Below are 21,079 nucleotides of genomic sequence, written 5' to 3' on the forward strand. Positions count from 1 at the left end.
CCCGCTGCGGTCCTGACCCTGCGGGGCAGTGGTAACAGGGTTCCCGACCGGAGCGGCGGCGGTTATCCCGACTATGGGAGATGATACCGAGGTCGGGGGAACAGTCGGGACGTGACTAGAGAGGAGAAGACGCGCCAACCGAGCCGGGATATGCCCACGCCGGCTGGCTGGGCCTTTGTCGCGGTCTACGCGTTCGCCTTTCTTGCGCTGGCTTTCGGGCCGCATGTAGCCAATTGGTTCCCCTCCACGTCCGAGGTGACGGCGTCGAACGTGGCGACGATCCGAACCGCTCAAGCTACGGTGTGGCTCGCGATCTTCGCGGGGATCGGCATCCCGCTTACCGCCATAGGTGCGCTGCTGTTGCTTGCCACCATCCGGCAAGGGCAACAAATTTTGGAAGTACAGGAGCGCGCTAACGAGTATGTTCTTAGGTCTGTCGACCTTGCGGCTGAAGCAAAACGGCCTTGGATAGACATATCTAACATTACGCTTAAGGAGTGCCGACATGATTATCCAAACTTATCTATTAAAGTGGAGGCGGATATAGTAAAATATGGCCCTGATCCCGCATATGATATTATTGTTTTTCTAGTATCTGCGCCTGACCTGAAAGGCGATCCCTACAATTTACTGACTGACTCGGATAAACCTGCGCGCTTTAAGAAAAGGTATAGGATATTTGAACCAAAAGAAAGAATTTTCGTAGAAGAAAGCGCGATAGGTAGTCGAGCTTATGGTGGTCAGAGGTCTGTTTATAAATTTAAGTTCTTCTGTTTTTATCGGCACCCCGGTGGTCATGGATTCTCTTCACGAACTATACTTGTGTTTACTGATAAAGATAACAGCGGTGACGATTTCGATGTTGATAATATTTCTATAAATTTCGTCGGCTTTGAAATAAAATAGTTTGCAACAACTAAACTCAGAGGGCCAAAATCTGCCACGCTTCACTTTCGATTATCTCTTTTAAGACATCATCATTTAGATTCGGAGCGATGCGATCCAGAAGCGCGCGGGCCTCGTCGGCATCGGCAGCCTGCTCAAGCGCCGCAACAAGGGGAAGGAGCATGGGGTCGAGTGCGCGGGCCGCGCGGGTATCGGCCATGAGCGCGTCGACGGCAGCATCGATGCGGGTATGCGAATCCTCGCCCTCTGCAAACTCCGCCTCGGCCCCCGGACGCTGTGAGGGAGGCCGCGTTCGGCCGGTCGAGGCGTCCACCGGTTCCCATTCGTCGCCATAGGTCTCACGGACATTGTCGCGGCTGCGGCGGTAGCCGAGGGGCAGCATTTTCGCGTCGAGGTCGGCGAGTTCGTTCAGATCCTGCCCCTCTTCCTCATGTCGGCGCGTCAGAACGGGAATCTGCGCGCCGGGGAAGTTGATGCGGGTCAGCCAGGCCGCCGGACCGGCGCGGAAGCTTTCGGCGATCAGGTCGTCGTCGGCATCGACGACGTCGTCGCGAACGCCGGCATGGGTTTCGGCGGTGCCCGACCAAGCCTGATTCTCGGCCGTGCCCGTCTGCGACAGGAGGACCTTGGCGATGGCGAGGTCCATCTTGTCGACCATTTTGTCATAGTCGGCACCGGCGCTGCGCGCCGCCTCGAGCAGTTCGACGGCCATCCCCTCGGGCACCACGAAGCCGGTGTCGGTCGCAATCGACTGGAGCGCCTGCAGCAGTTTCTGAATGTCGCCCTCGGGCGTTCCCGGCCTGTATTTGCCCATGGCGGTCGGCGCGCCATATTTGTCGAGGAAGGTGTTCCAGAATTTGAGGCCGTTCCGCTTGAACATGACGGGCCAGTAGAGCCAGTGCGCGAGGCCGAGGCCGTAGGGCAGGTCGTCATGGTCGCCGCCCGCCTTCAGGAACCAGAATTTGCGCTCGGGCAGCCGCTCCCCCTGCATGTTCGCTAGGGTGAGGAGGCGGAGACGATCGTCGGCGTCGCGGCGAAAGCGCCGCGCATGGCGCACCTTGATCGCGGCGAACTGGATGTAGCCGTCCTCGCGCGTCCAGAGGACCTCGCCGACCGCATAGCCGTTGAAGACTGCCTTGTGCATTTTCGAGGTGAGGTTGTCCCAGCCGATGCGGCGGACATTCTGTTCGAGCAGTTCGGCGGCTGCCCGGTCGATCTCGCGGTCGCCGCCGGCGGTAACTCGCCAGTCGCGGCTGGTGAGCGCGGTGGTGCGCTGCTGCCAGCAGCTTTTCACCTGGTCATCGCGGAAGATGGTGTCGTAGACGCCCCAGTCGGCCGAGGAGAGCAGCAGCGGATCCGTGTCCTGCTGCAGGCCCGTCACGAAGGCCCTGAAGATGTCGCGGCCGTCGCTGGTGGTCGCAATCTCTCCTGACAGGCCAACAGGCAGGCGTGATGCGGCCGAGCTGGGCATCGGGTTTCCGGCGGCATCGAGAAGCGGCATGTCAGAAGCCTCCGGCCGGCGACGCACGGCGGACGGTGCCGAAGCCGGTCTGTGTCAGGGTGAAGTCGTCGAGCTGCGCCGAGGTGCGCTCGGCGCCGCGATGGAGGTCGATCGGCGCCAGGTCCTCTTCGGCTGCAAGGCAAAGCAGCATGGTCGCGATGGCCGTGTCGCCGTGACGTTTCCCCTTCGCGCCGTCGGCCTTCGAAACGGAGCGGTCGGGAATCATGGGGACGCCGCGCACGCGCTTCACCATGCGGTGATCGTCGAGGACGTCGGCGTCTCTTGGCAGGGCGATGGTCCGCGCCTCGATCCGTTCCTTCAGCCGCGGGAAGCCGTCGAGATAGGTCTGCTGCGAGGTCATGACCGAGACGACGCGGTCGGCGCCGAAGTCGCGGCCAAGATCCTCGGCAAGCTGCTGGCCGTTGCCGCGCGCGTCGAGCTTTCCGGCCGTGAACAGCGGCAGCGCGCGGATGATCGACGACAGGATCCAGAATTGTTCGCGGAAGGGCGTGTTGCGCAGTTCGATGATGAGGGGAACGTCGAGGACGAGAGTCTGACCGAGCTGGCCGATGGCGACGGCCGTCAGGTCGGACGAGCGGGCGAAGTCCTGGCCGAGAAAGCTGGGCCGGCTCGGCTGCAGCCCAGCGAGATGCGGGGCAATGTCCTCAGCGAACCAGCCGGTGATATGATCGGCCTGGCGGCGCTCATTCCACAACAGGAAATCATCCGGCCCGCGATAGCGCACGACCGCGCCGCCCTCTCCCATGACGGCCGACACAGCCGCACGGTCGAGATAGGAGCCGGAGCCGCGCGCCGGAATGCAGTAGAGCTCCTCCTGCGCGCCTTCGCCGTAGCGGGCGACGAGAGCATCGAGCCAGGCACGCTCGGCTTGCTGCGACCAGTCCTGGCCGGTCCGCAAACATATGCGCTTGTAGAGACCGTCGGCGAGCGCCTGCGCGATATCGATCCGGTAGACCGCGCCCTCGCGCTTGCCGTCGCGGATCTCCTCGAGCAGCAGGTTGAACGGATTGTCGGCACCGTCATGCGTCGAGATGACGATGACGCGGCCGCCCCACATGAGAAGCGCGAGCGCGGCCTTCAGCAGCTCGTCGAGCTCATCGTGGAAGGCAGCCTCGTCGATGATGACCAGGCCCTGCTTGCCGCGCAGCGAGCGCGGCTTCGAGGAGAGGGCGACAATGGCAAAACCCGAGGGGAACTCGATGCGAAAGGCCTGGATGCCCCTTTCCGAGCCGTCGTCGTAGAGAAATTCGCCGCTGGCGGCGACGATGTCGAAGCTCTTCGTGAATTCCGCGCAATAGCCGATGAACTCGCGCGTCATGTCGAGATTGTAGGCGATGTAGAAGACGTCCTGCCCGCCCTCGCCGCGCCGGGCGCCGGCGACCAGGACGGCCTCCATCGCGAACGCCCAGGTGATGCCGGTACGGCGCGACTTCTCGATCGCGAGGAGCGGTTCGCGGTGCGACAGGGCAATCGCCTCGCCCTGATAGGGCAGGAGGACGGGCGGAAGCGGCGCGGCCGATTGCAATGCAGGTTCAGAGGACATTATGGGCCTCTTCATCGGCAATGCGGCGCGGACGGGGTGGACGGGGCGGCCGGGGCTGAGCCTGACGCGGCCGGGCGTCCCACCAGAGATGCGCACTGATTGCGATCTCGTCGAGCCAGGAGACGGCGTGATCGAAGCCGCTGCGACCGTCGCGGGCGACGAGTTCGAAGTGAAGGTCGCCGGGGTTGGCGCTGTGCGGCCGTTCATGGTCGCTGACGCGAATAATCCAAAGCTGCGCGAACAGGGTGAGATGCAGGTAGCAGCTGCACGAGCCGCGATTGTGGCTGCGCTTCAGCTTCACCGGCGCAAAGCCGCGCCGCCGTGCCCGCGCCGCGATCGCGCGTGCCAGGACGGGCACAGCTGCCTGGCGATCGGCGAGGGGGACGCCGCCAGCCCCGCAGACCAGCGACCGGAGAGGCGGCGGCCCCGCGCTCATCGAGCGTCGTCCCAGGGGCGGTGGCAATGCGGGCACCGCGATTCGGCACGAGCGGGGAGCCCGAGAATCTCGACCGACCGGGCCTGGTTCGCCTGGCGGCGCAGAAAGCCGCGCTCCTCCAGCCGCGCGATCATGCGCGCGACACTGGCTTTCGACGCCACGCCAAGGCCGTCGGCGATCTGCCGATAACTGGGGGCGGCGCCATGGCGCTTCTGGAAGGCGTCGATCCAGAAGAGGCAATCGGCCATGCGGGGAGTGAGGGCGGCGCCGGTCACAGGCCCATAATCTCCCGCCGGATCTGCTGGATCGTCTCGGCGCTGGCCCCGGTCTTGCGTGCGGCGCCTTCGGCGACGTCGGCCGCGTCCTTCTTGGCCGCCTCGCGCTCCTCGGCGCGGATCGCGCGGATGCGGTCGGTGTCGATCTTCGATGCGCCGGCGATGTCCTTTACCGCCTTGGCGAGGCGGCCGATCTCGAGCGGGTCGAGCTGCTCCTCCTCGCCGTCTCCGGACAGGAGCGGGATCAAGCTGCGCGTCATGAGGGTCTGCATGAGCTGGGTCATCATCAGCCCGGTGCGATCATCGCCCTCACCGAACTCACGCCCGAAGGCCTGCGCCATGGCGGTCATGTCGCGCTGCTGGCGAACGAGCTCGCTGTAGTTCTTGGTATAGCGGCCGACGGCCGAACGCGAGACATCGGCGCCGAGACCGTTCAGAAGCCCAGTGATCTCGTCGATCGTCGCGCCGCGCCGGATGGCGGCGTGGCAGGCGCCCTGAAGCTGATCGGGCAATTGCTCGATGGTCGACTTGCCGCCCATCAGCGCATGACCCGGTGGCGGTAGACGCCGGGCGCGACGAGGTTGCCCTCAGCGCAGTCGCGGCCGTCCTCGGTGATCTCCGCAATGAGATAGCCGCCGACCGCCTCGAGCGCGACGAGACGCTCATCGCACAGCTGCTGCAAGTCGGCGCGGATCTCGCGGCCCGACACGCGGTGCCCCATGGGCTGAAGAAGGAGTTTCAGCTCGGCGTCATTGTGTCGGCCGCCAATGTCGGCGAGCAGTTCGAGGATGGCGCGGCGGACGATGTGGCGGATGGTCTCGCTCATGACTTCCGCCCCTCGCGGTCGATGAAGTCGCGAAGATAGGCGTCCATGGTGTTGAACTGGCCGCGGAGGTGGTTCTCCATGGCGGTGACCTGGCCGCGCAGGCCGGCCTGCCCCGCGTTGACGCTGGCGAGGCCGGATTTGAGGTCGCTGATCTCTCGGCTGAGTTCGTGGCGGGACGGCTCACCCTGTTCGAGGCGCTCTAGCACGTCGAGGCGCGAACGGAGCGTGCGGCCGTCCTCGGTGATCTCGCCGACCTTCTCGATCAGCGTGTCGAGCTTGGCCTCGATCTGGCGGTCGGCCGCCTCGATCTCGGCGCGCGGTTTGAAGTGCTTCTGCAGCTGCCAGTAGACGGCGCCGATCGCGAAGGGCGCGGAGATGACGAACAGCGCCGTCGCCCAGGGCGAGAAGATCTCGATCCAGCGGAGAACGTCGTTCACGGGAGGGTCCGGTCGGCATGGGGAAGCATGCGGTCCGGACTAGGTCAGGTATCGGGTTCGTTCTCCCGTCCGCCGGGGGACGGGCACAATGCCTTACCCGGACAACAGCGCCGCCGATCTACTGTTTTGAAACAGCGTTAAGAAGGCCCAAGCCCTCAAACATATTGAGTTTTCTAGGTTGCGGGCGGGCAAGCGATGATTGAGTAGGAACAGTGTTCTACGGAGAGGAAGGGAAAGAATGGCATTTAGAATTGTTAATCTGAACCAAAATGACGGGTCGTGGAAGAGTTTCAGAGAGAATTGGGAGCAGCAATGCGAGCAACTCGATGAAAATCCTGATAGTTATGCCCCGGATGCCTTCTCAGCGATACGTACGTGCCTCGAGACCCCCGTTATGCAGAGCTCTGATCGGAAATCGCAGGCGGTTTCTCTGGTCGACTCGGATGAGCAACACATGGTGGCTGCAGTGCTTCATTGGCATCCGGCGCCGGGAGTTAAGGGGCACATTCTCAAGGTGAGGCAGTTGACTGTATGCCCGCGCTTGGACTTCGGTGAGCTGGATGAAGATTTTTATGCTGACGTTTTGGTGGAGTTAACCTCTCGCGTCTATAAGCTTAGTGAAAACGAGCTTCCGGCCACGGAGATACGGTTCCACCTTCGTAGCCCTGCCGACAAAGTCTATTTTGCAGCCTTTGGGAAAAAAATTGACGGCGAAAACGTTTTTGAGCAGGTGAAGCACCACGGTGCTTGGTTACATATCGTCAAGCGTACGTAGAAGGACACACAGTGAAACCTACTGAATCTATGGTTTTGAAGGCCATTGAACGCGCCACTCGTGACGCTGTCAGGGAAGTGGGAATCTCCACGATTCGACAGATGTCCATGTTCCCCTCTGCCTTCGAACGATCGAACCAGAAGGCCGCGTAACCCCTCCTAGCTTAAACGCACCCCTATAGAAGAGTTGGATTCTTAGGGGTGCACCGCCTACTGTGGCGCTTCCCGTTCCTAGCTAGATACTCAGACAAACTTGCACGCTTCATGCGGAGGCGGCGGCTGGCCTCGGTGATCGAGATTTCGGCCGCGCGGACCTGGCGCAGGACCGGTTCCGCCTTCGCCCATTTGATCGCCTCGCGCGCGAGCGGGATGTAAAGCGCCGAGCCGCCATAGACGTCGATGAACGCCTTCGCGGTCTGCGTCCCGACCAGGTCGATCAGGTCGCCGGCATGCTGGAGATGCCTGGGTATCTCGATCTCGTCGCCGCCATAAGCGTCGACGATGAGGAGAGTGGCATAAGCGCCCACGACCGCCTCCATATCGAGCATGTTGCCGGTCCAGTAGCAGTCCGGCTGCGCATCCCTGGGGATGGGCATGTCCTCGATTGTGGGACCTAAGGTGCCGCGGCGGCGCATCAGCGATCCTCCGCCACCTTCAGATCGCGCAGGTGCCGCTCGCCGAGCCACTGGATGACGAGATCCCACTCGGCAGCGCCCCAGCTCTCTCGGTCGAGGGGAAGCTGATATTTGAACGCGGCCGCACCGATCGGGTCGACCAGCTGGCGCCCGGTGCCGCGCCCCGCCGGCCGAAGCGCGGCGAGACGCTCCCCGATCGCAACGGCCACCGCCCTTCGCTCTGCCAACGCGTCGCCGGCAGTATCGTTGTCGCCCAGCCAGCGGACGCCATAGCGCGCAGCGATGGCCTTGAGCGCCTCGATGAGGGCGGGCGCCTCGCGGTGCGTGACGAAGCGGAGGCTGTCGACCTTCGCCTGGCGGCGGACGAAGGCGTCGACCGGCTGGGCGTCGGGCGGCACGTCGAGCGCGCCGAGCCAGTAGCAGCTCCACCACAGGGCGGAGATCTTGCGGTGGAGAGCGGCATAGGGTGCGGGACGCGGGGCGGCCTTGCGCTCGTCCCGCTTCAGGTCGTCGAGGACGCGCTTCAGTTCGGCGACAGTGAGGGCGCGCGAGGAGCGCTTGCCGGTCAGACGTTCGATCAGCGCGTAGCGCGCCTCGTCGTCGATGCCTCGGCGCCGGCAGGTCGCCATGACAGCCTGGATCATCCGCTTGCGCGGATCCGCGGAGCGGCCGGACGGACGCGGCGCGCCGGAAGGCGGGGATGACCGCCTAGCCATCGAGCCCCTCCGGATCCGCGAGGAGACAGCGCGCCTGGTCCAGCAGGCGCTCGGTCATCCGGGTGTAGGCCGGATCGCTCGCGCGGCGGTCATCGACCTTGCGAACCGCGGACATGATCGTCGTATGGTCGCGGCCCAGGGCACGGCCGATCTGCGGATAGGAGTAGGCCGTCAGCCGCCGCGCGAGCCAGCAGACGAGCCAGCGCGCGGCGGTGGTGTCGATGTCGCGGCGATGCGACCGGATGTCGAGCGGCGCGATCGAGAACTCGTCGGCAACCAGGCGCAGCAGCTCGTCGACCGCCGGCGTATGAAGGCGAGCGCGGCGCTCGCCGTCGAGCCGTTCGAACCGGTCTTCGAGCGCCGTCACCCGATCCTCAAGCGAGAGGGAACCGGTCACCGGCCACCTCCACCCGCGCGGGGCAGCGGCAGGTGACAGGACCGGCATTCGGCCGTGCCGCGTCCGAGCGACCATATCTGCCCGCCGCAGGTGGGGCAGCCGATGCCGGGCCGGTAGACGGGCAGCCCGCTGGCTCGAGACGGTGCGTTTGCCGCGGGCGCGTTCATTGCACGACCTTCACCAGCGAGCGCGGGATCTTGGTCGCGGACCGCGCCGCGCTGGCGGCCACGAGGATCTGCTCGGCGAGCTGGTCCGCCTCGTCGGGGGTGAGCTCCGCAAGGTGGAGGATGCCGTTCCCGGATTCGGGGTGGATGGTCCCCACGAGGAGGCCCGTGCCCCCACCCTCACGCGGGACGGGCGCGACGAACATGCCCGTCCGCTCCGGAATGACCTCGTCGTCGTAGCGCGTGACCGGCGCCTGAAGGACGGTGCCGCTGAAATATTCCTCGGCCATCAGGCGGCCTCCTTCTTCTCGGGAGCCGGGCCGGCGCGTGCCGGATCGGGATCGATGAAGAATTCGTCGTCCGCCTGCAGGTCGAAGCCGAGGACGCGGAGCTGCTCGCCCCGTGCCGTCTCTTCCGGGTCGCTGGCCTGCAGCCCCTTCAATAGGGCGGACTTGTCGAGCGACGTCTTCACGGTGAGAAAGGTGCGGAGGCCGGCGGCTTTCAGCTTTTCGACGGCGTCGGCGACCTTCAGCCCGCGGTGGACGACCCGCGCCGGGGTCTTGCGGTTGCCGATCTGGCAGCCGGCGAGGACTACCGACCTCTTGCCGCCCGCCTCGGCCTTGCCCTGGACCGCCCACCAGGGCTGCAGCCGGTCGGTGATCTCCTTCAGCCGGTCGCGCTCCGGACCGAGCTGGGCATCGATGTCGGCGTCGATCTTCGCATGCGCATCGCGGCGCCCGGCCTCCAGCCGCGCAGCAACGGCGGTCCGCGACTTGAACTCCTCGAGGAGCGCTATCGCCTCCTCGCGCGAGCTGGCGGCGCTGACCGCCTTCGTCTTCTTTCTGGTCATGTTCACAGGTCCTTCCTTCGGGTTGAAACAGGGGTTCAGAGGCCAAGCGCGGCGAGGTCGCGCGCCATCCAGGCGATGAGGGCGAAGCCGAGAACGAGGCCCGCGCCGACGGCGAGATCGCCGAGAAGGCGCCAGCGCCGGCGCTGCCGCGGCGTGAGGGGCAAGAGACCGAGACGGGAGCGGAGGAGCGGCCCTCGCCGGGCCGTGCCGACCGGGACCGGCCGGACGAAGCGCGGCGAGCGGCGAAAGAGGGGGAGGAGGTCGTTCACAGCTCGCCCTCCTCGGTCGCCGGGCGGTCGGTATTGTGCGGGCAGGACGGGCAGGCGCGGTCGTAGGCGTGGTGGAAGCTGTTGCGCGGCGCGGTCTTGCGGCGGCGATTGCGCATGCAGGCCCTCAGGCCGATTTCGTCGTTCCAGACCGGGCAGATGATGCGGTCGTCGGCGAAGGTCGCCAGTACCTTCCGCTCTATTTCGGCGAGGCTCGCCCCGTAGTTGTTGTAGACGGCGCGGTTCACGTAGCCGGCGCTGATGCCGAGGCGTCGGCCGGCCTCGTTCTGCGAGCTGCGCTCGACGGCGGCGGCGAGGATCCGGACCCAGCGAGGCGGATCCCCCTGCCAGGCACTGTCGAACCGGTCTCGGTCAAGTCCGGGCATGATGCTTTCCCTTCACGGCGGGAGGATTCGGAGAGATGTCGATGCGCTGACCGGTGTTCGGGTCGTCGAGGAACTTCGCGTTCGAGCCCTGGACCTTGTGCGTCACGGGCGTTTTCGGACCCGAGCGCACGACCAGGCGGTAGACCGTCCACGTCGCCGCGCTCGAAACGCCGCGACGGATGATCCTGACGTAGCCGGCGCGCAGCAGGTCGTTGACGAAGGTCTCGAAACTGCGCCGCGAGACGGTTGCAGCCATGACGATGTCGGGCAGCGAGAAGGTGCGCTGGACGCGGATCGCGCGCCATATTCGGTCGCGCTGCGTGGAGCCCGCGCGCAGGGCGCGGTGACCCTGTGCGGTACCGCGCAGGTCCTTGGGGCTGCCGGGCTTCAAGATATACCTCTTCGGGCGCGCGGAGACGGCTTCGACGGCGCCTGCCCGTTCGAGCAGGTATAGGCGCAGCGAGATGCCCTTTGGCGGCGCGCCAAGACGTACGTGCAAATCCGCCACGGAGAGCGGCTGGTCGGCCCGCCGAAGCTCGTCGAGAAGCGGGCGCTGGATGTTGCCTTGCCCGCTGCGGGTGACGGGCCTGCGGATGCGGTAGCCGGGCATGTCATGCCGTCCGCCGGCGCGGCGCTTCGCCGATCAGGAGGCGGCGGTCGCCCCACAGCTTGCAGTCGACGGTCATTTCGCCGGCCTCGATGCCGAAGCGCTGCGCGGCCTCGAGATTGACCCGGATCCTCCGCGTCACGCCCCGCGTCTCGCGCCGGATATGCTCGACCAGGTCGTCGGCGACCTTGATCTTCTGGCAGTAGAGGTCGCGAAGCCGCCGGGCGTCCTCCGGACTGGCGGGCTGAGCGGGTGTGAACATGAGGATGCGGTTGTGAAACCGCTCCCACTGTTTGAGCTTGTGAGGCAGCGCCTCCTCGCCGATCAGCAGGATCGCGATTTCGGGCAGCTCCGACAGCGCGTCGTGAATGTCGCGCACGACTTCGACCGACTGCCGCTTCACCAGAAAATCAAATTCGTCGATGATGATCGGGCGGGGATAGGTGGTCATCTGTTCGACGATCGCTTCCAGCATCGCCGGGGCCGTACGCGGCGGCTTCGCGAGGCCGATCTCGACCGATAGCTCGCTGAGGAAGGTCTTTACCGTCCAGACCGAGCAGGCCTTCAGGTAGACAGCGTCGAGCTGCGCGGCGACGAAGGCGGAGGCGACGGTCTTGCCGTAGCCGGACTCGCCGTAGAAACAGCCCATGCGCGGGGAGTTCGAGCCCGCCTGCTGCAGGTCGAGAACGGTACTCAGCGCGAGGCTCATATTGGTGAGCTGGGCGACCCCCTGCCCTCCATTCGCCTCGACGCCCGGAATCGGTGTGGTCATAGCTTGGCTTCCTTTCTGTCGGTGGAGGCGGCCGACGGGCCGAAGTGGGCCGTCAGCATTTTCTCGGCGCGGTATTCGCCGCCGGTGGCGTAGAGCCGGGCGCGCGCCAGCTCCGCCTGGTCGACCGTTTCGCCCCGCGCCGCGGCAGCGATGATCCGATCGGCGTCGCGCACTTTCTGTGCGGGCGTCAGCGGCCGCGGCGTTTCGGGTGCGGGCCGGCGAGCCGCGAGCAGCTCCTCGGCCTCGGGCGGCGCGGGCGGAAGTTCCTCGGCATCCGGCGGCGCGAAGGCGGGGTCGTAGGCGCGCGTCCTGGTCGGAAGGGTGCGGACGTTCTCCGCGCGCTCGATCTCCCGCCGCCGCAACTCGCTGACCGCGTCGTCGATCGAAAAGGTGCGGCCGATCTCTCGGATGCGGGCGGCTTCCCGGTTGCGATGGTCGGCGACGTGCCGGCGCGCGGCCTCGGCAAAGTCCTGTTCGCTGACACCCGCGCGCTCATGGTCGAGCGCGCGGCAGACGAAGCGGTCGTCCTCGTCGAAGATCAGCAGTTCACCCAGGTCGCGCTCGTCGCGGCGCACGGTGACGTCGCGGCCGAGGAAGGCGGCCAGCTCGGAATGCCAGTAGCGGCCGCCCCGATACTCGACGCCGCGCTTTCCGACCGTGCGCGTTCCGACGAGGTCGGTGAGCGCGATCTGCAGCAGGGCGGCGTCGGGCGCGCGCCGCGGCAGGGACCGGCTGGTCCCCGCCTTCGCCAGCGGCGTCATCCGCAGAACCGAGTGGCGGCTGTGATGATAGGTGCCGTCGACCCAGGCGCTGAGCGTCTGCTGAAGCTCCTGGGGCGTCAGGCTGGCTTCGATCACCGCCCGGCCGGTCTCCTTCTTCGCGCGGCTGCGCAGGCGCTGAGCGTCGGCGACGGAGTGCCCCGTAAAGCCCGGCAGGATCGAGGCGCGCGAGCGCATGAAGGTGCCGAACAGCCGCTCGACGAACGGCTTCTTCTCGGGACTGCCGGGCGGGCAGATGATCTGCTCGATGTCGAGAAGCTTGAGCGCCGAGCGAACGGCCTTGTTGACGTAGCCCGAGCCGTTGTCGGTCGCGACCGCGTCGGGAAGGACTCCCCACGCCTCGATGGTGTCGATCAGCAGCTGGCGGACCGACAGGCCGGACTCGCTGTCGGCGACGATGAACCGCGCCATCCGTGAGTAGCGGTCGATCAGACCGAGGATCGCAACGCGCCCCTCGGTCGTCATCACGTCGGCCTTGGTGGTGTCGAGTTCCCACACCTGGTGGGCGGAATCGACGCCGCCGTCGGCGCGGCCGAGGGCGAGGCGATATTTCGACTTGTAGAGATCGGGGTCGCGGCTGGACGCGTAGATCGCCGCCTTCTTGTCCTCCAGCCGGCGGATGAAGCGGCGCAGCTGCTGGATCGAGGGCGGATGCTCGAACTGGACCTGCAGAAGGTCGAGGATCCTCGGCGCAGACCAGCCATGTTTGAACAGGATCAGCTCGACGAAGTCGGCGACGTCGGGATTGCGCCCGAAATAGCCGGTGCCCTTCGGCCGACCGCGTTTCCGGCGGGGCTGACCGACTGTCATGCCACCTCCGTACGGCTCGACGGCGCGTAGGAGCGGAAGCGGCGGCGCGGCCGGTAATTTTCGGGCGGTTGCGGCTGTTTGCGCGTTCCGTCCGAATTGTACCGCTCCGGCCACAGCGTGGCTGCCGGCGTTTCCAGGAATTGGGAAATCTTTAGCTCCGCCTCCGCATAAGGCTTGCGAAGGGCTGCCGAGACGGCGCCGGCGGGGAGACCCAGTCGGTGCGAAAGATCACCAAGTGTGATGCGCCGCTGGCGAATTGCCGCTACGATCAGCTCTGGATCACTTTGTCCGGTCGGAAAGGAGAAGGCATTTTCCATGATTAGGGAAACTGTATTCTCTAAATCGGGAACTTCCGCAAGCGATTTTCCCGAAATCAGGAAAGACGCCCTGCGCGAATTCGGCGCGCGGCTGGACCGGACGATGACGCTGGCCGGCGGAAAAAAGGCCGTGGCCGAGCGCACTGGAACAAGCCTAAGTGCTTTGTATCGTTACGCGAATGGCGAAGCGTCGCCGTCGGTCGTGCTGACGGCCGAGATCGCGGAAATGGGCGAAGTCGACCTTCACTGGCTGTTAACGGGTGCCGGTACGATGGAGGGAGACAGCGATCCCGAATCGGGGAAGTTTTTCCCAGTTCCGCGAATCGAACTAGAGGCCGCCGCCGGTGACGGGCGCGTCGTCGACCGTCCCGAGGTGATGGAAGAGCTCGCCTTTCGGGCGGACTGGCTGAGGTCGAAGTTCGGCGACCCGTCGAAGCTGGAAGTGCTGACGGTGCGCGGCGACAGTCAGGAGCCGCTGCTGCACGACGGCCAGATCATCATGATCCACCGCGGCCTGACGGCGATCGACGAAGGGCTGTTCGTGGTCAGCATCGACGACATGCTGCTGATAAAGCGGCTGCAGCTCACCCGGCCCGGCCAGCTGCAGCTGAAGAGCGCCAACGAAAGCTACGACCCGATCGTCATCGACCTGAAGGCCGACGCCGACGCGTTCCGGATCATCGGAAAAGTGGTGTGGACCGCCCGCACGCTGATTTAGCGCCGCTGAGGACGTTTCGGCGGCTTGAGGGGCCGGACTGCCGGAAAAGCCGCCCGCGTGTCCGTAACGGCCATTACCTTCGCGGGAATCGCGCCTCGTGATGCTTCTTGCCGCAGCCCTGGCCTTCACCACCTGCACGGCGCCGATCGCGGCAAAGGATGGCGACGACCTTCTCTGCGGCGACCTCGACCTCAGAATCGAGGGCGTGAACGCGCGCGAGCTGGCCGGTCATTGCCGCGGCCGCGCGCCCTGTCCGGCGATGAGCGGCGAGGAGGCCCGGCAGGTCCTCTACCGGCTGACGAGGGGCGGCTTCCGCTACCGCATCTCCTACCGCGACAGATATGACCGACCGGTCGTTCAGGTGCGGCTGGCGGACGGGCGCGATCTCGCCTGCGCCTTGATCGCGGAAGGCGCCGCGCTACGCTGGGATCGCTACTGGCCGGAGGGGAAACGGTGTGAGTGAGAACAAGACGTTCGGGCAACGATTGAAGGACGCCTATTTCGAGCCGGCGGACCGGGCCGGCATCAAGCCGAAGCCGGCTCCGGCCGATGAGGAGGGGGAGACTGTGCTTCCTCCGGCCGCGCCCGCCTTTCCCGTCGAACCGGACAAGCCGGGGGGGAATGCAAAGTTCATCGGCGGGGCGCTGATCGTCCTCGGGCTTGCCCTCGTCCTGTGGGCATTCTTTTCCCCGATCGGGGTACCGACCTCGGGGCGGTTCGGGATCGAGGAAACGGTGGTCAATCTGCAGCTGCTGAGCCGGACCTGGGCGCTGCGCCTGACCGGGCTGGCGCTCTTCCTGGCCGGGGTCCGGATCTGGATCTACGGCGCGGAGGCGGGGACTAGGGATCCATTAAAGGCTATCAATTCGGAACAGTGACAGCAGTTCGTTGATATATTAGTCAGAGACCGCGCGGAAAATGAGGTAGCGAGCGCGCTCATCAAAGGCTATGCCACAAGCAATAGAGGAAGGCCTGAAATGACCACGGCACTGTCACCACTGGGTAGCAAACTGGCCGACCTGATCGACGGGGGTGCTGTGACACCTCATTCTGGTAACGGCATGGAATTCCCCACCGCTCGTCGGGTATTGCCGGTTTACAATTCGAACCATACGTCTACCGACATCAAGAAATATCTTGTAGAGGTAGACGATGCCAAACTGGCACAACGTACTCGAGGAAATTGAGTATACTCGAACTGATCTAGTAAGCCGAGCGCAGGGCGCACTCGATCAGGTACGCCGGAAACATCTAAGCAACTTGGCCGAGCTAACCAGCCGGAACACGATAGCTTACTACTCTTCGTTTTTGTCTAAGCCTAATGTCGATGGAATCGATATTACGGAAGACGATAAAAACGCTTTCATGACTTGTATTCATGAAATGGACCGGTCTAGGGGTCTAGACTTGATCCTTCATACGCCGGGCGGATCAATCGCTGCGGCTGAATCGCTCGTTCAGTATCTTCGCGACATGTTCGGGAACAATGTACGAGCGATCGTTCCTCAAATATCGATGTCAGCAGGAACCATGATTGCGCTTTCATGCAAGAGCGTACTCATGGGCAAGCAATCTTCCCTAGGCCCCATCGACCCACACCTCGGCGGCATTCCAGCTGACGTGGTTGTAACGGAGTTTAAGCGAGCGCTGAAGGAGATTACAGATGACCCACGGCGCGCCCCCGTCTGGTCACCTATTTTAGGCCGATACACCCCTTCGTTTCTGACACAGTGTGAATATGCCGTGGAGTGGTCTAAGACGTTCGTTAAAGAGGCTCTCGAAATTAACATGCTTTCCAGTTTTGAGGATAAGTCGAGCCGGGCTTCATCTATAGTCGACAATCTGTCGAGCGCAGACCACCATAAAGGGCATGATCGTCACATTCACATAGACAGACTACGTGACTTAGGCGTTACTGTTGAAGCACTCGAGGACAACCAGAAATTACAAGACTATGTTCTAACAGTGCATCACTGTTTTGTTCATACCATGACAAATACCCCATGTATTAAGATCATCGAGAACCAAGACGGTCGAGCATTCGTGAGAAATTTGAGCCAATCTGACGTAGTCTGACTGAGGCGCACCTTCTTCTTCAGGTCTGCGAAGGGCCGAGTGGTATGAAGGTGATAATTTCAAATGTTTGCTTCCCCGTCCCCTAGCGGACGGGGAGTGGCCGCTCCTAGCGCCCCTATGACCGGGGCATGGACAACACCCGCCCCATCGAGATTTTCCGGCTCGGCGAGCACAGGGACCGGAGCGGCAAGGCCGTCAGCTTCAGCCAGGCGGACGCCGAAACCCTGATCGCCAATTACGATCCGGCGACGGATCCCGCGCCGCTGGTCATCGGCCATCCGAAGCTGACCGACCGGGCGCTCGGCTGGGTCGACAAGCTGCGGCTGGACGGCGACGTGCTGGTCGCGGACGTCCGCGACATTCCCGCCGAGTTCGCAGAAAGCGACGAGGCAAGGGGCTTTCGCCGCGTCTCCTCCAGTTTCTACCTGCCCGGCGAGGCGGCCAGCCCGAACCCCGCCGGCTATTATCTCCGCCATGTCGGCCTGCTGGGCGCCCACGCCCCCAGCGTGAAGGGCCTTGCCGCCGTCGAGTTCGCCGACGCGGGCGCGAACCTCACCGAAATCGAAACCGAATTCTCCACTCCCTCCCTGGGGGGCGGGGCCGCCACGCGTGCCGGCGGCTCCGCAGCCAGTCCCGACAAAGGAGCCAGCATGCCCGACCCCGCCACCAACACCGCCACCAACACCGCCGACTTTGCCGAGCGCGAACGCGCGCTGAGTGCCCGCGAGCAGGAGCTGAAGGAACGCGAACAGGCGCTCGACAAGCGCGACGCCGACGCCGTTCACCGCGGTCATGTCGACTTCGCCGAACAGCTGGTGAAGGACGCCAAGCTACTGAAGCCCGGCGCGCCGCTGGTCGTCGGCGTACTCGACGCGCTTCACACCGCTGCCCAGGTCGACGGCGACGGCGCCACGGTCGAGTTCGCCGAAACCGAAGGTGGGGCGGCGATCACCCTCGATCCCGCCGCGGCCTTCCGGAAGCTGTTCGAAGGCGCGCAGCCCTTCGTCGAGTTCGGCGAGGTTGCCGGTGCCGACAAGACGCCCCCGAAAGTCGCGGTCTCTATGCCTGCGCCCGCCGGACACGACATCGACCAGGACGGCGCGGCGCTGCACGCCAAGGCGCTCGACCTGCAGAAGGCCGATCCGAAGCTGAGCTACGCCGACGCGGCCATCCGCGCCGAGGGCGAGCTTGCCGGCACCCGACCCGCGAGCGCCTGACCCACGCCATTTCCCCATTCATTCTCAGGGAGCCAGACCCGTGCAGAAGAAGCCCATCCTCACCCTTAGCGTCGCCGCCGCCGAAGCGCTGACGAAGAACCGGTTCGTCAGCCATGACGGATCGCAGACCGGCGCCGGCGAAAAGGCCTTCGGCGTCGCGCCCTACGACGTCGCCGCGGGCGAAGCCGCGCCGCTCGACGTGATCGGCACCACGCTCCTCGAACTGGGCGGCACGGTCACCGTGGGTATGGGCCTGAAGGCCGATGCCAGCGGCCGGGCGGTTGATCATGGCGGCGCCGGATCGCTGAACGCCCGTGCGCTGCAGGCCGGCGCGATCGGCGACGTCGTCGAGGCGATCCTCATTCCCTAGCGGCCACGCGCTGCCCTGAACCCCCGTTTCAATTCCGTTGGAAGGTAACTGAACATGGACATGTCCCCCGGCCAGGCCCGCGTCGTCGACCCGGTCCTTACGAACCACGCGACGGGCTACCGCCAGCCGGGTCTCGTCGCCGACAAGCTGTTCCCCTACGTCACCGTGCCGAGCCGCGCAGCGAAGCGCATCATCTTCGGCAAGCAGGCGATGCGGATCTACGATTCCGTCCGCGCGCCGGGCGCCGAGTATAAGCGCGTCCAGTTCGGCTATGAGGCGGAGACCGTCTCGCTGATCCAGCGCGGCCTGGAAGCCTCGGTGCCCATCGAGCATGTCGAAGAGTCCGAGGCCGGGCCGAAAATCGACCTGAAGCTGCGCGCGGTCGGCGTCGTTTCCCACTCGATCGAGCTGGAACGCGAAGTCGAGACGGCGACGCTTGCCAGGACGGCGGCCAACTACGCGGCGGACAACAAGCTGGCCTACACGGACGCCACCAGCTGGTGGAACGCGGCGTCGAAGCCGCAGGCCGACGTCGAGGCGGCCGCCGAAGTGATCCGGTCTAAGACGGGCCTTCGACCCAACAAGCTGATCCTGTCCGCCTCTGCCCGCTCGGCCGCGCGCGTCCATCCCGACGTCGTCGCCTACCGGAAGTCCGTCGGTCAGCCGCAAGTCGATGACGATCTGCTGCGCCGCTATTTCGACGTCGAGGAGTTGGTCGTGGCCAACGCGGTCGTCGCAGGCGCGAACGACGCCTTCAGCGACGTGTGGGGAACCGACGCGGTCCTCGCCTTCGTCGACGACAGCGAGGGGCGGCAGATGGAGCTGCCCTCCTACGGCTACACCTACCGCCTGCGCGGCCATCCGTTCGTCACGCCCATGACCTGGGACGGAAAGACGGACAGCTGGGTGGGCAAGTATAAGAGCGAACAGCGTCCCTACGTCGTCGGCAACGACAGCGGCTTCCTCATGCAGAATGCCGGCCTGAAGGCCTGACGCGACACCCGAAACAACCCCGAGAGCGAGGGTCCGGCGGGATGCGTCTGAATGAGCGCCCGCCGGATGCCGCCCTCCCCCACGAAAGAAAGGGCCGCATCATGACCCGTACCTACGAAGTGCTGACGCCGATCGCCCTCGAGACCGGCGAGCCCACCACCCCCGTCGGCACAATTTTGCCGCTCGATCCGACCGTAGCTGCACCGCTCCTCGCCGTCGCCGCGCTGCGGCCGGTAAACGTACGCCCGGTCACGTCCGACGAGGGTTCGGGCGACCGTGCCCAGAGCGATGGCGAGAAGCCGCTCGGCAAACAGACGAAAGAAGAGCTGCGCGCCACCGCCGAAGCGGCGGGCATCGACCTCGCGGGCATCGAAAAGAACAGGGACCTCGTCCACCGGATCGAGGCTGTGCAGACCGCGCGCCGCTATTTCGGCGATGACAATCTGGAAGGGCTGGCCGACCCGTTCCTGGTCGAAGCGCTGACCGGCCTTCAGGTCGAGATCCCGGACAACGCCGACAAGGCGAAGCTCGTCGAACTTGTGAAGGCGAAGCTGTCCGCCGACTGAGCCGGACCCTGCCGGAAACGCGCCCATGACCCCCACCATCAAGGATGTCGCGGAAACGCTGGACGTCGCGTTCGACTTCAAGGTCGACCTCGCCGGCGGATCGATCGCCGAGATCCTGTCGGTCTCCTCCGAGTTGCAGCCGGGAACGGCCGAAGGCGCGGCGCTCAGCGTCGAGGCGTCTTCGATCGCCGGGACCTCGGTTAGGATCCGCCTGTCGGGCGGCGCGGATGGCGGGCGCTACCGCGTGGCGGTCACAATCCGCGATCAGGCGGACCAGAAGCTGCAGCTAGCGCGCGAGTTCGCCGGCCTGTCGCTAGCCTGGTCCGCACCGTCCGGTGCGGCCCGCTACCTCTCGCTGCAGCGCTTCATCGAGCGCTCTGGCGTCGAGCGGGCCGTCCAGCTTACCGACGAGCTCGGCCGCGGAACTCCCGACCCGGAAACCCTCGGCCGCGCGATCGCCGACGCCGAGGCGGAAGTCGATGCCAACCTGGCCGGGCGCTACGAGACGCCGCTCGCCTCGGTTCCAGAGATCGTCGAGACGATCACCTATGACCTCGCCCTGGCGCGGCTTTACCAGCGCGGCGAGCCGCCCGAGGCGGTCAGGCTGCGGGCGAAAGATGCGCGCGAGATGCTGCGCCGGCTCTCGAGCGGCGCGATGCAGCTTCCAAACGCGGCCGCGCAGACGCCCGCGCAGTCCAGCTCCCCCATCCTGATCTCTTCCGGCGGCCGCCAGTATCCGCCGGGCAGCCTCGACCGGTTTTCGCGTGGCTGAGGCAGCTTCGATCGACCTCGACCTGAAGGACGTCGTCGGCGACCTCGCCCGGCTCGCTACGCGGCTCGAGGATCCGTCGCCCGTAATGGCCGAGATCGCCCAGCATCTGGAACTGACCACCCAGCGCCGCTTCGAAAAGGAGAGGGCGCCGGACGGGTCGACGTGGATCCCGTCGCGCCGGGCGCAGGTCGAAGGCGGCCGGACGCTGACGAAGACAGGCGCGCTCCTTCGCGCGATCCGCTCGGAGTCGGGCCGCGACTTTGCCGCCGTCGGCGTGGGTCGGTCTGGCGGCCCCGGCGTCTACGCCGCGGTTCACCAGTTCGGCGCCACGATCAAGGCGAAGACGGCGAAGGGCCTGCGCTTCTCGGTGCCGACTGCGGGAGGAAAACGAGAGTCGATCGTCGTGCAGTCGGTCACCGTTCCCGCGAGGCCGTTCCTGGGCCTCTCGACCGGCGACCGCAGCGCCGTGCGCGGTATCCTCCAAGACTATCTGGAGGCCGCGCTGTGAACGCCCAGCCGATCGTCGAACGCCTCCGGGCGGCGGGGATGCCCAGGGTCGGCAAAGTCGGCGCCTTCGTCCTGATTTCCGAGCAGCCGCTGAACTACCTGCCGGCATGCTTCGTCGTGCCGGAGCGACAGCAGCCGGACGCGCCGCGCGCGATCACCGGCCGCTACGACCAGCTGATCCGGGCGGACTTCCTGATCTACCTGATCGTCGGCGGCGAGCGGCTGGAATCCGACGCGATCGACCGCGACTATGACCGCTATTCCGCCCTCGCCGTCGACTGCCTGGCCGGCTGGGTACATCCCGACGCCGAAGGACGCCCCACCGAGTTCACCAGCGCAGAGCTCCTGTCCCTCAGGGGACGGGAGCTGGGCTGGGGCATCGGATTTAGGACCTACCGCAGGCTCACCAAGCCCGTCGTTTCCGGCGACTGACCCGCCATTT

The 21,079-nt window shown here is 65.4% G+C and carries 32 protein-coding genes; 14 read left to right on the plus strand and 18 right to left on the minus strand.

Features of this window, described 5'->3' with window-relative positions:
* Nucleotides 1–111 precede the first annotated feature (111 nt).
* A complete protein-coding gene (locus KCN53_RS01735; RefSeq protein WP_143712188.1) occupies nt 112–906 on the plus strand; it encodes a hypothetical protein in 795 nt (264 codons plus the stop codon).
* 16 nt (nt 907–922) lie between these two features.
* Here the strand turns inward: KCN53_RS01735 and KCN53_RS01740 are convergent, their stop codons facing one another.
* Genes KCN53_RS01740 through KCN53_RS01770 form a run of 7 tightly spaced genes read right to left on the minus strand, consistent with a single transcriptional unit; the run spans nt 923 to nt 5,945 of the window.
* The gene (locus KCN53_RS01740; protein WP_088711730.1) at nt 923–2,407 is read right to left on the minus strand and encodes a phage portal protein family protein; all 1,485 of its coding nucleotides are present in this window, start codon (nt 2,405–2,407) and stop codon (nt 923–925) included.
* Between the two features lies 1 nt (nt 2,408).
* Complete coding sequence (locus KCN53_RS01745; protein ID WP_088711729.1) at nt 2,409–3,971, minus strand: terminase large subunit domain-containing protein; 1,563 nt, start codon at nt 3,969–3,971, stop codon at nt 2,409–2,411.
* The gene (locus KCN53_RS01750; RefSeq protein WP_088711728.1) at nt 3,961–4,407 is read right to left on the minus strand and encodes a hypothetical protein; all 447 of its coding nucleotides are present in this window, start codon (nt 4,405–4,407) and stop codon (nt 3,961–3,963) included. The genes KCN53_RS01745 and KCN53_RS01750 overlap by 11 nt, the downstream gene beginning before the upstream one ends.
* On the minus strand, nt 4,404–4,682 hold the full coding sequence (locus tag KCN53_RS01755; RefSeq protein WP_088711727.1) for a LexA family protein: 279 nt from the start codon (nt 4,680–4,682) through the stop codon (nt 4,404–4,406). Before KCN53_RS01755 ends, KCN53_RS01750 begins: the two co-directional genes overlap by 4 nt.
* Nucleotides 4,679–5,221 carry a phage protein Gp27 family protein gene (locus KCN53_RS01760; RefSeq protein WP_088711726.1) on the minus strand — a complete coding sequence of 181 codons (543 nt, stop codon included), beginning with the start codon at nt 5,219–5,221 and terminating at the stop codon, nt 4,679–4,681. Before KCN53_RS01760 ends, KCN53_RS01755 begins: the two co-directional genes overlap by 4 nt.
* Nucleotides 5,221–5,508, minus strand: a complete 288-nt coding sequence (locus KCN53_RS01765; protein ID WP_088711725.1) for a hypothetical protein — start codon at nt 5,506–5,508, stop codon at nt 5,221–5,223. The genes KCN53_RS01760 and KCN53_RS01765 overlap by 1 nt, the downstream gene beginning before the upstream one ends.
* Nucleotides 5,505–5,945, minus strand: a complete 441-nt coding sequence (locus KCN53_RS01770; protein WP_088711724.1) for a hypothetical protein — start codon at nt 5,943–5,945, stop codon at nt 5,505–5,507. Before KCN53_RS01770 ends, KCN53_RS01765 begins: the two co-directional genes overlap by 4 nt.
* 238 nt (nt 5,946–6,183) lie before the next feature.
* Here KCN53_RS01770 and KCN53_RS01775 point away from each other — a divergent pair, with 238 nt between their 5' ends.
* Nucleotides 6,184–6,720 carry a hypothetical protein gene (locus tag KCN53_RS01775; protein WP_088711723.1) on the plus strand — a complete coding sequence of 179 codons (537 nt, stop codon included), beginning with the start codon at nt 6,184–6,186 and terminating at the stop codon, nt 6,718–6,720.
* Nucleotides 6,721–6,895: 175 nt separating this feature from the next.
* On the opposite strand, the gene KCN53_RS01780 is transcribed toward KCN53_RS01775, so the two are convergent.
* From KCN53_RS01780 to KCN53_RS01830, 11 genes are all read right to left on the minus strand, one after another.
* Nucleotides 6,896–7,354, minus strand: coding sequence for a hypothetical protein (locus tag KCN53_RS01780; protein ID WP_088711722.1), 459 nt, complete (start codon nt 7,352–7,354; stop codon nt 6,896–6,898).
* Nucleotides 7,354–8,070, minus strand: coding sequence for a regulatory protein GemA (locus KCN53_RS01785; protein WP_088711721.1), 717 nt, complete (start codon nt 8,068–8,070; stop codon nt 7,354–7,356). The genes KCN53_RS01780 and KCN53_RS01785 overlap by 1 nt, the downstream gene beginning before the upstream one ends.
* On the minus strand, nt 8,063–8,467 hold the full coding sequence (locus KCN53_RS01790) for a helix-turn-helix domain-containing protein (protein WP_172406183.1): 405 nt from the start codon (nt 8,465–8,467) through the stop codon (nt 8,063–8,065). The genes KCN53_RS01785 and KCN53_RS01790 overlap by 8 nt, the downstream gene beginning before the upstream one ends.
* Nucleotides 8,468–8,630: 163 nt before the next feature.
* On the minus strand, nt 8,631–8,921 hold the full coding sequence (locus KCN53_RS01795) for a hypothetical protein (protein ID WP_088711719.1): 291 nt from the start codon (nt 8,919–8,921) through the stop codon (nt 8,631–8,633).
* A complete protein-coding gene (locus KCN53_RS01800; protein WP_088711718.1) occupies nt 8,921–9,481 on the minus strand; it encodes a host-nuclease inhibitor Gam family protein in 561 nt (186 codons plus the stop codon). Before KCN53_RS01800 ends, KCN53_RS01795 begins: the two co-directional genes overlap by 1 nt.
* Nucleotides 9,482–9,516: 35 nt before the next feature.
* Nucleotides 9,517–9,750: a hypothetical protein gene (locus KCN53_RS01805; RefSeq protein WP_088711717.1), complete on the minus strand. Its 234-nt coding sequence runs from the start codon at nt 9,748–9,750 to the stop codon at nt 9,517–9,519.
* A complete protein-coding gene (locus KCN53_RS01810) occupies nt 9,747–10,133 on the minus strand; it encodes a hypothetical protein (protein WP_088711716.1) in 387 nt (128 codons plus the stop codon). The genes KCN53_RS01805 and KCN53_RS01810 overlap by 4 nt, the downstream gene beginning before the upstream one ends.
* Nucleotides 10,120–10,743, minus strand: coding sequence for a hypothetical protein (locus tag KCN53_RS01815; protein WP_088711715.1), 624 nt, complete (start codon nt 10,741–10,743; stop codon nt 10,120–10,122). The genes KCN53_RS01810 and KCN53_RS01815 overlap by 14 nt, the downstream gene beginning before the upstream one ends.
* A gap of 1 nt (nt 10,744) precedes the next feature.
* On the minus strand, nt 10,745–11,512 hold the full coding sequence (locus KCN53_RS01820; protein WP_088711714.1) for an AAA family ATPase: 768 nt from the start codon (nt 11,510–11,512) through the stop codon (nt 10,745–10,747).
* Nucleotides 11,509–13,101, minus strand: a complete 1,593-nt coding sequence (locus tag KCN53_RS01825; protein WP_088711713.1) for a DDE-type integrase/transposase/recombinase — start codon at nt 13,099–13,101, stop codon at nt 11,509–11,511. The genes KCN53_RS01820 and KCN53_RS01825 overlap by 4 nt, the downstream gene beginning before the upstream one ends.
* The gene (locus KCN53_RS01830) at nt 13,098–13,418 is read right to left on the minus strand and encodes a helix-turn-helix domain-containing protein (RefSeq protein WP_088711712.1); all 321 of its coding nucleotides are present in this window, start codon (nt 13,416–13,418) and stop codon (nt 13,098–13,100) included. Before KCN53_RS01830 ends, KCN53_RS01825 begins: the two co-directional genes overlap by 4 nt.
* Between KCN53_RS01830 and KCN53_RS01835 the strand changes: the two genes are divergently transcribed.
* The 12 genes from KCN53_RS01835 to KCN53_RS01890 all read left to right on the plus strand — a co-directional run bounded on the left by KCN53_RS01835 (nt 13,417) and on the right by KCN53_RS01890 (nt 21,069).
* Nucleotides 13,417–14,136: an XRE family transcriptional regulator gene (locus KCN53_RS01835; RefSeq protein ID WP_172406182.1), complete on the plus strand. Its 720-nt coding sequence runs from the start codon at nt 13,417–13,419 to the stop codon at nt 14,134–14,136. The genes KCN53_RS01830 and KCN53_RS01835 overlap by 2 nt on opposite strands.
* A gap of 97 nt (nt 14,137–14,233) precedes the next feature.
* Nucleotides 14,234–14,599 carry a thermonuclease family protein gene (locus KCN53_RS01840; protein ID WP_143712187.1) on the plus strand — a complete coding sequence of 122 codons (366 nt, stop codon included), beginning with the start codon at nt 14,234–14,236 and terminating at the stop codon, nt 14,597–14,599.
* Nucleotides 14,592–15,014, plus strand: a complete 423-nt coding sequence (locus KCN53_RS01845; RefSeq protein ID WP_088711709.1) for a hypothetical protein — start codon at nt 14,592–14,594, stop codon at nt 15,012–15,014. Before KCN53_RS01840 ends, KCN53_RS01845 begins: the two co-directional genes overlap by 8 nt.
* Before the next feature lie 99 nt (nt 15,015–15,113).
* The gene (locus KCN53_RS01850) at nt 15,114–15,323 is read left to right on the plus strand and encodes a hypothetical protein (RefSeq protein WP_143712186.1); all 210 of its coding nucleotides are present in this window, start codon (nt 15,114–15,116) and stop codon (nt 15,321–15,323) included.
* On the plus strand, nt 15,289–16,212 hold the full coding sequence (locus tag KCN53_RS01855; protein ID WP_088711708.1) for an SDH family Clp fold serine proteinase: 924 nt from the start codon (nt 15,289–15,291) through the stop codon (nt 16,210–16,212). Before KCN53_RS01850 ends, KCN53_RS01855 begins: the two co-directional genes overlap by 35 nt.
* Before the next feature lie 128 nt (nt 16,213–16,340).
* The gene (locus KCN53_RS01860; protein ID WP_088711707.1) at nt 16,341–17,429 is read left to right on the plus strand and encodes a hypothetical protein; all 1,089 of its coding nucleotides are present in this window, start codon (nt 16,341–16,343) and stop codon (nt 17,427–17,429) included.
* A gap of 40 nt (nt 17,430–17,469) precedes the next feature.
* Nucleotides 17,470–17,799: a capsid cement protein gene (locus tag KCN53_RS01865; protein WP_088711706.1), complete on the plus strand. Its 330-nt coding sequence runs from the start codon at nt 17,470–17,472 to the stop codon at nt 17,797–17,799.
* A 54-nt stretch (nt 17,800–17,853) separates the two neighbouring features.
* Nucleotides 17,854–18,792, plus strand: a complete 939-nt coding sequence (locus KCN53_RS01870; RefSeq protein ID WP_088711705.1) for a hypothetical protein — start codon at nt 17,854–17,856, stop codon at nt 18,790–18,792.
* A 101-nt stretch (nt 18,793–18,893) separates the two neighbouring features.
* Complete coding sequence (locus KCN53_RS01875) at nt 18,894–19,358, plus strand: hypothetical protein (RefSeq protein WP_143712185.1); 465 nt, start codon at nt 18,894–18,896, stop codon at nt 19,356–19,358.
* 25 nt (nt 19,359–19,383) lie between these two features.
* Complete coding sequence (locus tag KCN53_RS01880) at nt 19,384–20,130, plus strand: gp436 family protein (RefSeq protein WP_088711703.1); 747 nt, start codon at nt 19,384–19,386, stop codon at nt 20,128–20,130.
* Complete coding sequence (locus KCN53_RS01885; protein WP_172406181.1) at nt 20,123–20,638, plus strand: phage virion morphogenesis protein; 516 nt, start codon at nt 20,123–20,125, stop codon at nt 20,636–20,638. The genes KCN53_RS01880 and KCN53_RS01885 overlap by 8 nt, the downstream gene beginning before the upstream one ends.
* Nucleotides 20,635–21,069, plus strand: a complete 435-nt coding sequence (locus KCN53_RS01890) for a phage tail terminator protein (RefSeq protein WP_088711701.1) — start codon at nt 20,635–20,637, stop codon at nt 21,067–21,069. The genes KCN53_RS01885 and KCN53_RS01890 overlap by 4 nt, the downstream gene beginning before the upstream one ends.
* The last annotated feature ends 10 nt before the right edge of the window (nt 21,070–21,079 follow it).

It is taken from the genome of Pacificimonas aurantium (assembly GCF_020092905.1).
Taxonomy (GTDB): domain Bacteria; phylum Pseudomonadota; class Alphaproteobacteria; order Sphingomonadales; family Sphingomonadaceae; genus Pacificimonas; species Pacificimonas aurantium.

Excerpts from the sequence above, each read along its gene's own strand:
- KCN53_RS01795 (WP_088711719.1), bottom strand. The coding sequence starts at position 8,921 with ATGGCCGAGGAATATTTCAGCGGCACCGTCCTTCAGGCGCCGGTCACG.
- KCN53_RS01785 (WP_088711721.1), bottom strand. The coding sequence starts at position 8,070 with ATGGCTAGGCGGTCATCCCCGCCTTCCGGCGCGCCGCGTCCGTCCGGC.
- KCN53_RS01820 (WP_088711714.1), bottom strand. The coding sequence starts at position 11,512 with ATGACCACACCGATTCCGGGCGTCGAGGCGAATGGAGGGCAGGGGGTC.
- KCN53_RS01750 (WP_088711728.1), bottom strand. The coding sequence starts at position 4,407 with ATGAGCGCGGGGCCGCCGCCTCTCCGGTCGCTGGTCTGCGGGGCTGGC.
- KCN53_RS01740 (WP_088711730.1), bottom strand. The coding sequence starts at position 2,407 with ATGCCGCTTCTCGATGCCGCCGGAAACCCGATGCCCAGCTCGGCCGCA.
- KCN53_RS01780 (WP_088711722.1), bottom strand. The coding sequence starts at position 7,354 with ATGCGCCGCCGCGGCACCTTAGGTCCCACAATCGAGGACATGCCCATC.
- KCN53_RS01760 (WP_088711726.1), bottom strand. The coding sequence starts at position 5,221 with ATGGGCGGCAAGTCGACCATCGAGCAATTGCCCGATCAGCTTCAGGGC.
- KCN53_RS01825 (WP_088711713.1), bottom strand. The coding sequence starts at position 13,101 with ATGACAGTCGGTCAGCCCCGCCGGAAACGCGGTCGGCCGAAGGGCACC.
- KCN53_RS01745 (WP_088711729.1), bottom strand. The coding sequence starts at position 3,971 with ATGTCCTCTGAACCTGCATTGCAATCGGCCGCGCCGCTTCCGCCCGTC.
- KCN53_RS01870 (WP_088711705.1), top strand. The coding sequence starts at position 17,854 with ATGGACATGTCCCCCGGCCAGGCCCGCGTCGTCGACCCGGTCCTTACG.
- KCN53_RS01775 (WP_088711723.1), top strand. The coding sequence starts at position 6,184 with ATGGCATTTAGAATTGTTAATCTGAACCAAAATGACGGGTCGTGGAAG.
- KCN53_RS01800 (WP_088711718.1), bottom strand. The coding sequence starts at position 9,481 with ATGACCAGAAAGAAGACGAAGGCGGTCAGCGCCGCCAGCTCGCGCGAG.
- KCN53_RS01810 (WP_088711716.1), bottom strand. The coding sequence starts at position 10,133 with ATGCCCGGACTTGACCGAGACCGGTTCGACAGTGCCTGGCAGGGGGAT.
- KCN53_RS01875 (WP_143712185.1), top strand. The coding sequence starts at position 18,894 with ATGACCCGTACCTACGAAGTGCTGACGCCGATCGCCCTCGAGACCGGC.
- KCN53_RS01860 (WP_088711707.1), top strand. The coding sequence starts at position 16,341 with ATGGACAACACCCGCCCCATCGAGATTTTCCGGCTCGGCGAGCACAGG.
- KCN53_RS01850 (WP_143712186.1), top strand. The coding sequence starts at position 15,114 with ATGACCACGGCACTGTCACCACTGGGTAGCAAACTGGCCGACCTGATC.
- KCN53_RS01855 (WP_088711708.1), top strand. The coding sequence starts at position 15,289 with ATGCCAAACTGGCACAACGTACTCGAGGAAATTGAGTATACTCGAACT.
- KCN53_RS01815 (WP_088711715.1), bottom strand. The coding sequence starts at position 10,743 with ATGCCCGGCTACCGCATCCGCAGGCCCGTCACCCGCAGCGGGCAAGGC.
- KCN53_RS01835 (WP_172406182.1), top strand. The coding sequence starts at position 13,417 with ATGATTAGGGAAACTGTATTCTCTAAATCGGGAACTTCCGCAAGCGAT.
- KCN53_RS01830 (WP_088711712.1), bottom strand. The coding sequence starts at position 13,418 with ATGGAAAATGCCTTCTCCTTTCCGACCGGACAAAGTGATCCAGAGCTG.
- KCN53_RS01880 (WP_088711703.1), top strand. The coding sequence starts at position 19,384 with ATGACCCCCACCATCAAGGATGTCGCGGAAACGCTGGACGTCGCGTTC.
- KCN53_RS01765 (WP_088711725.1), bottom strand. The coding sequence starts at position 5,508 with ATGAGCGAGACCATCCGCCACATCGTCCGCCGCGCCATCCTCGAACTG.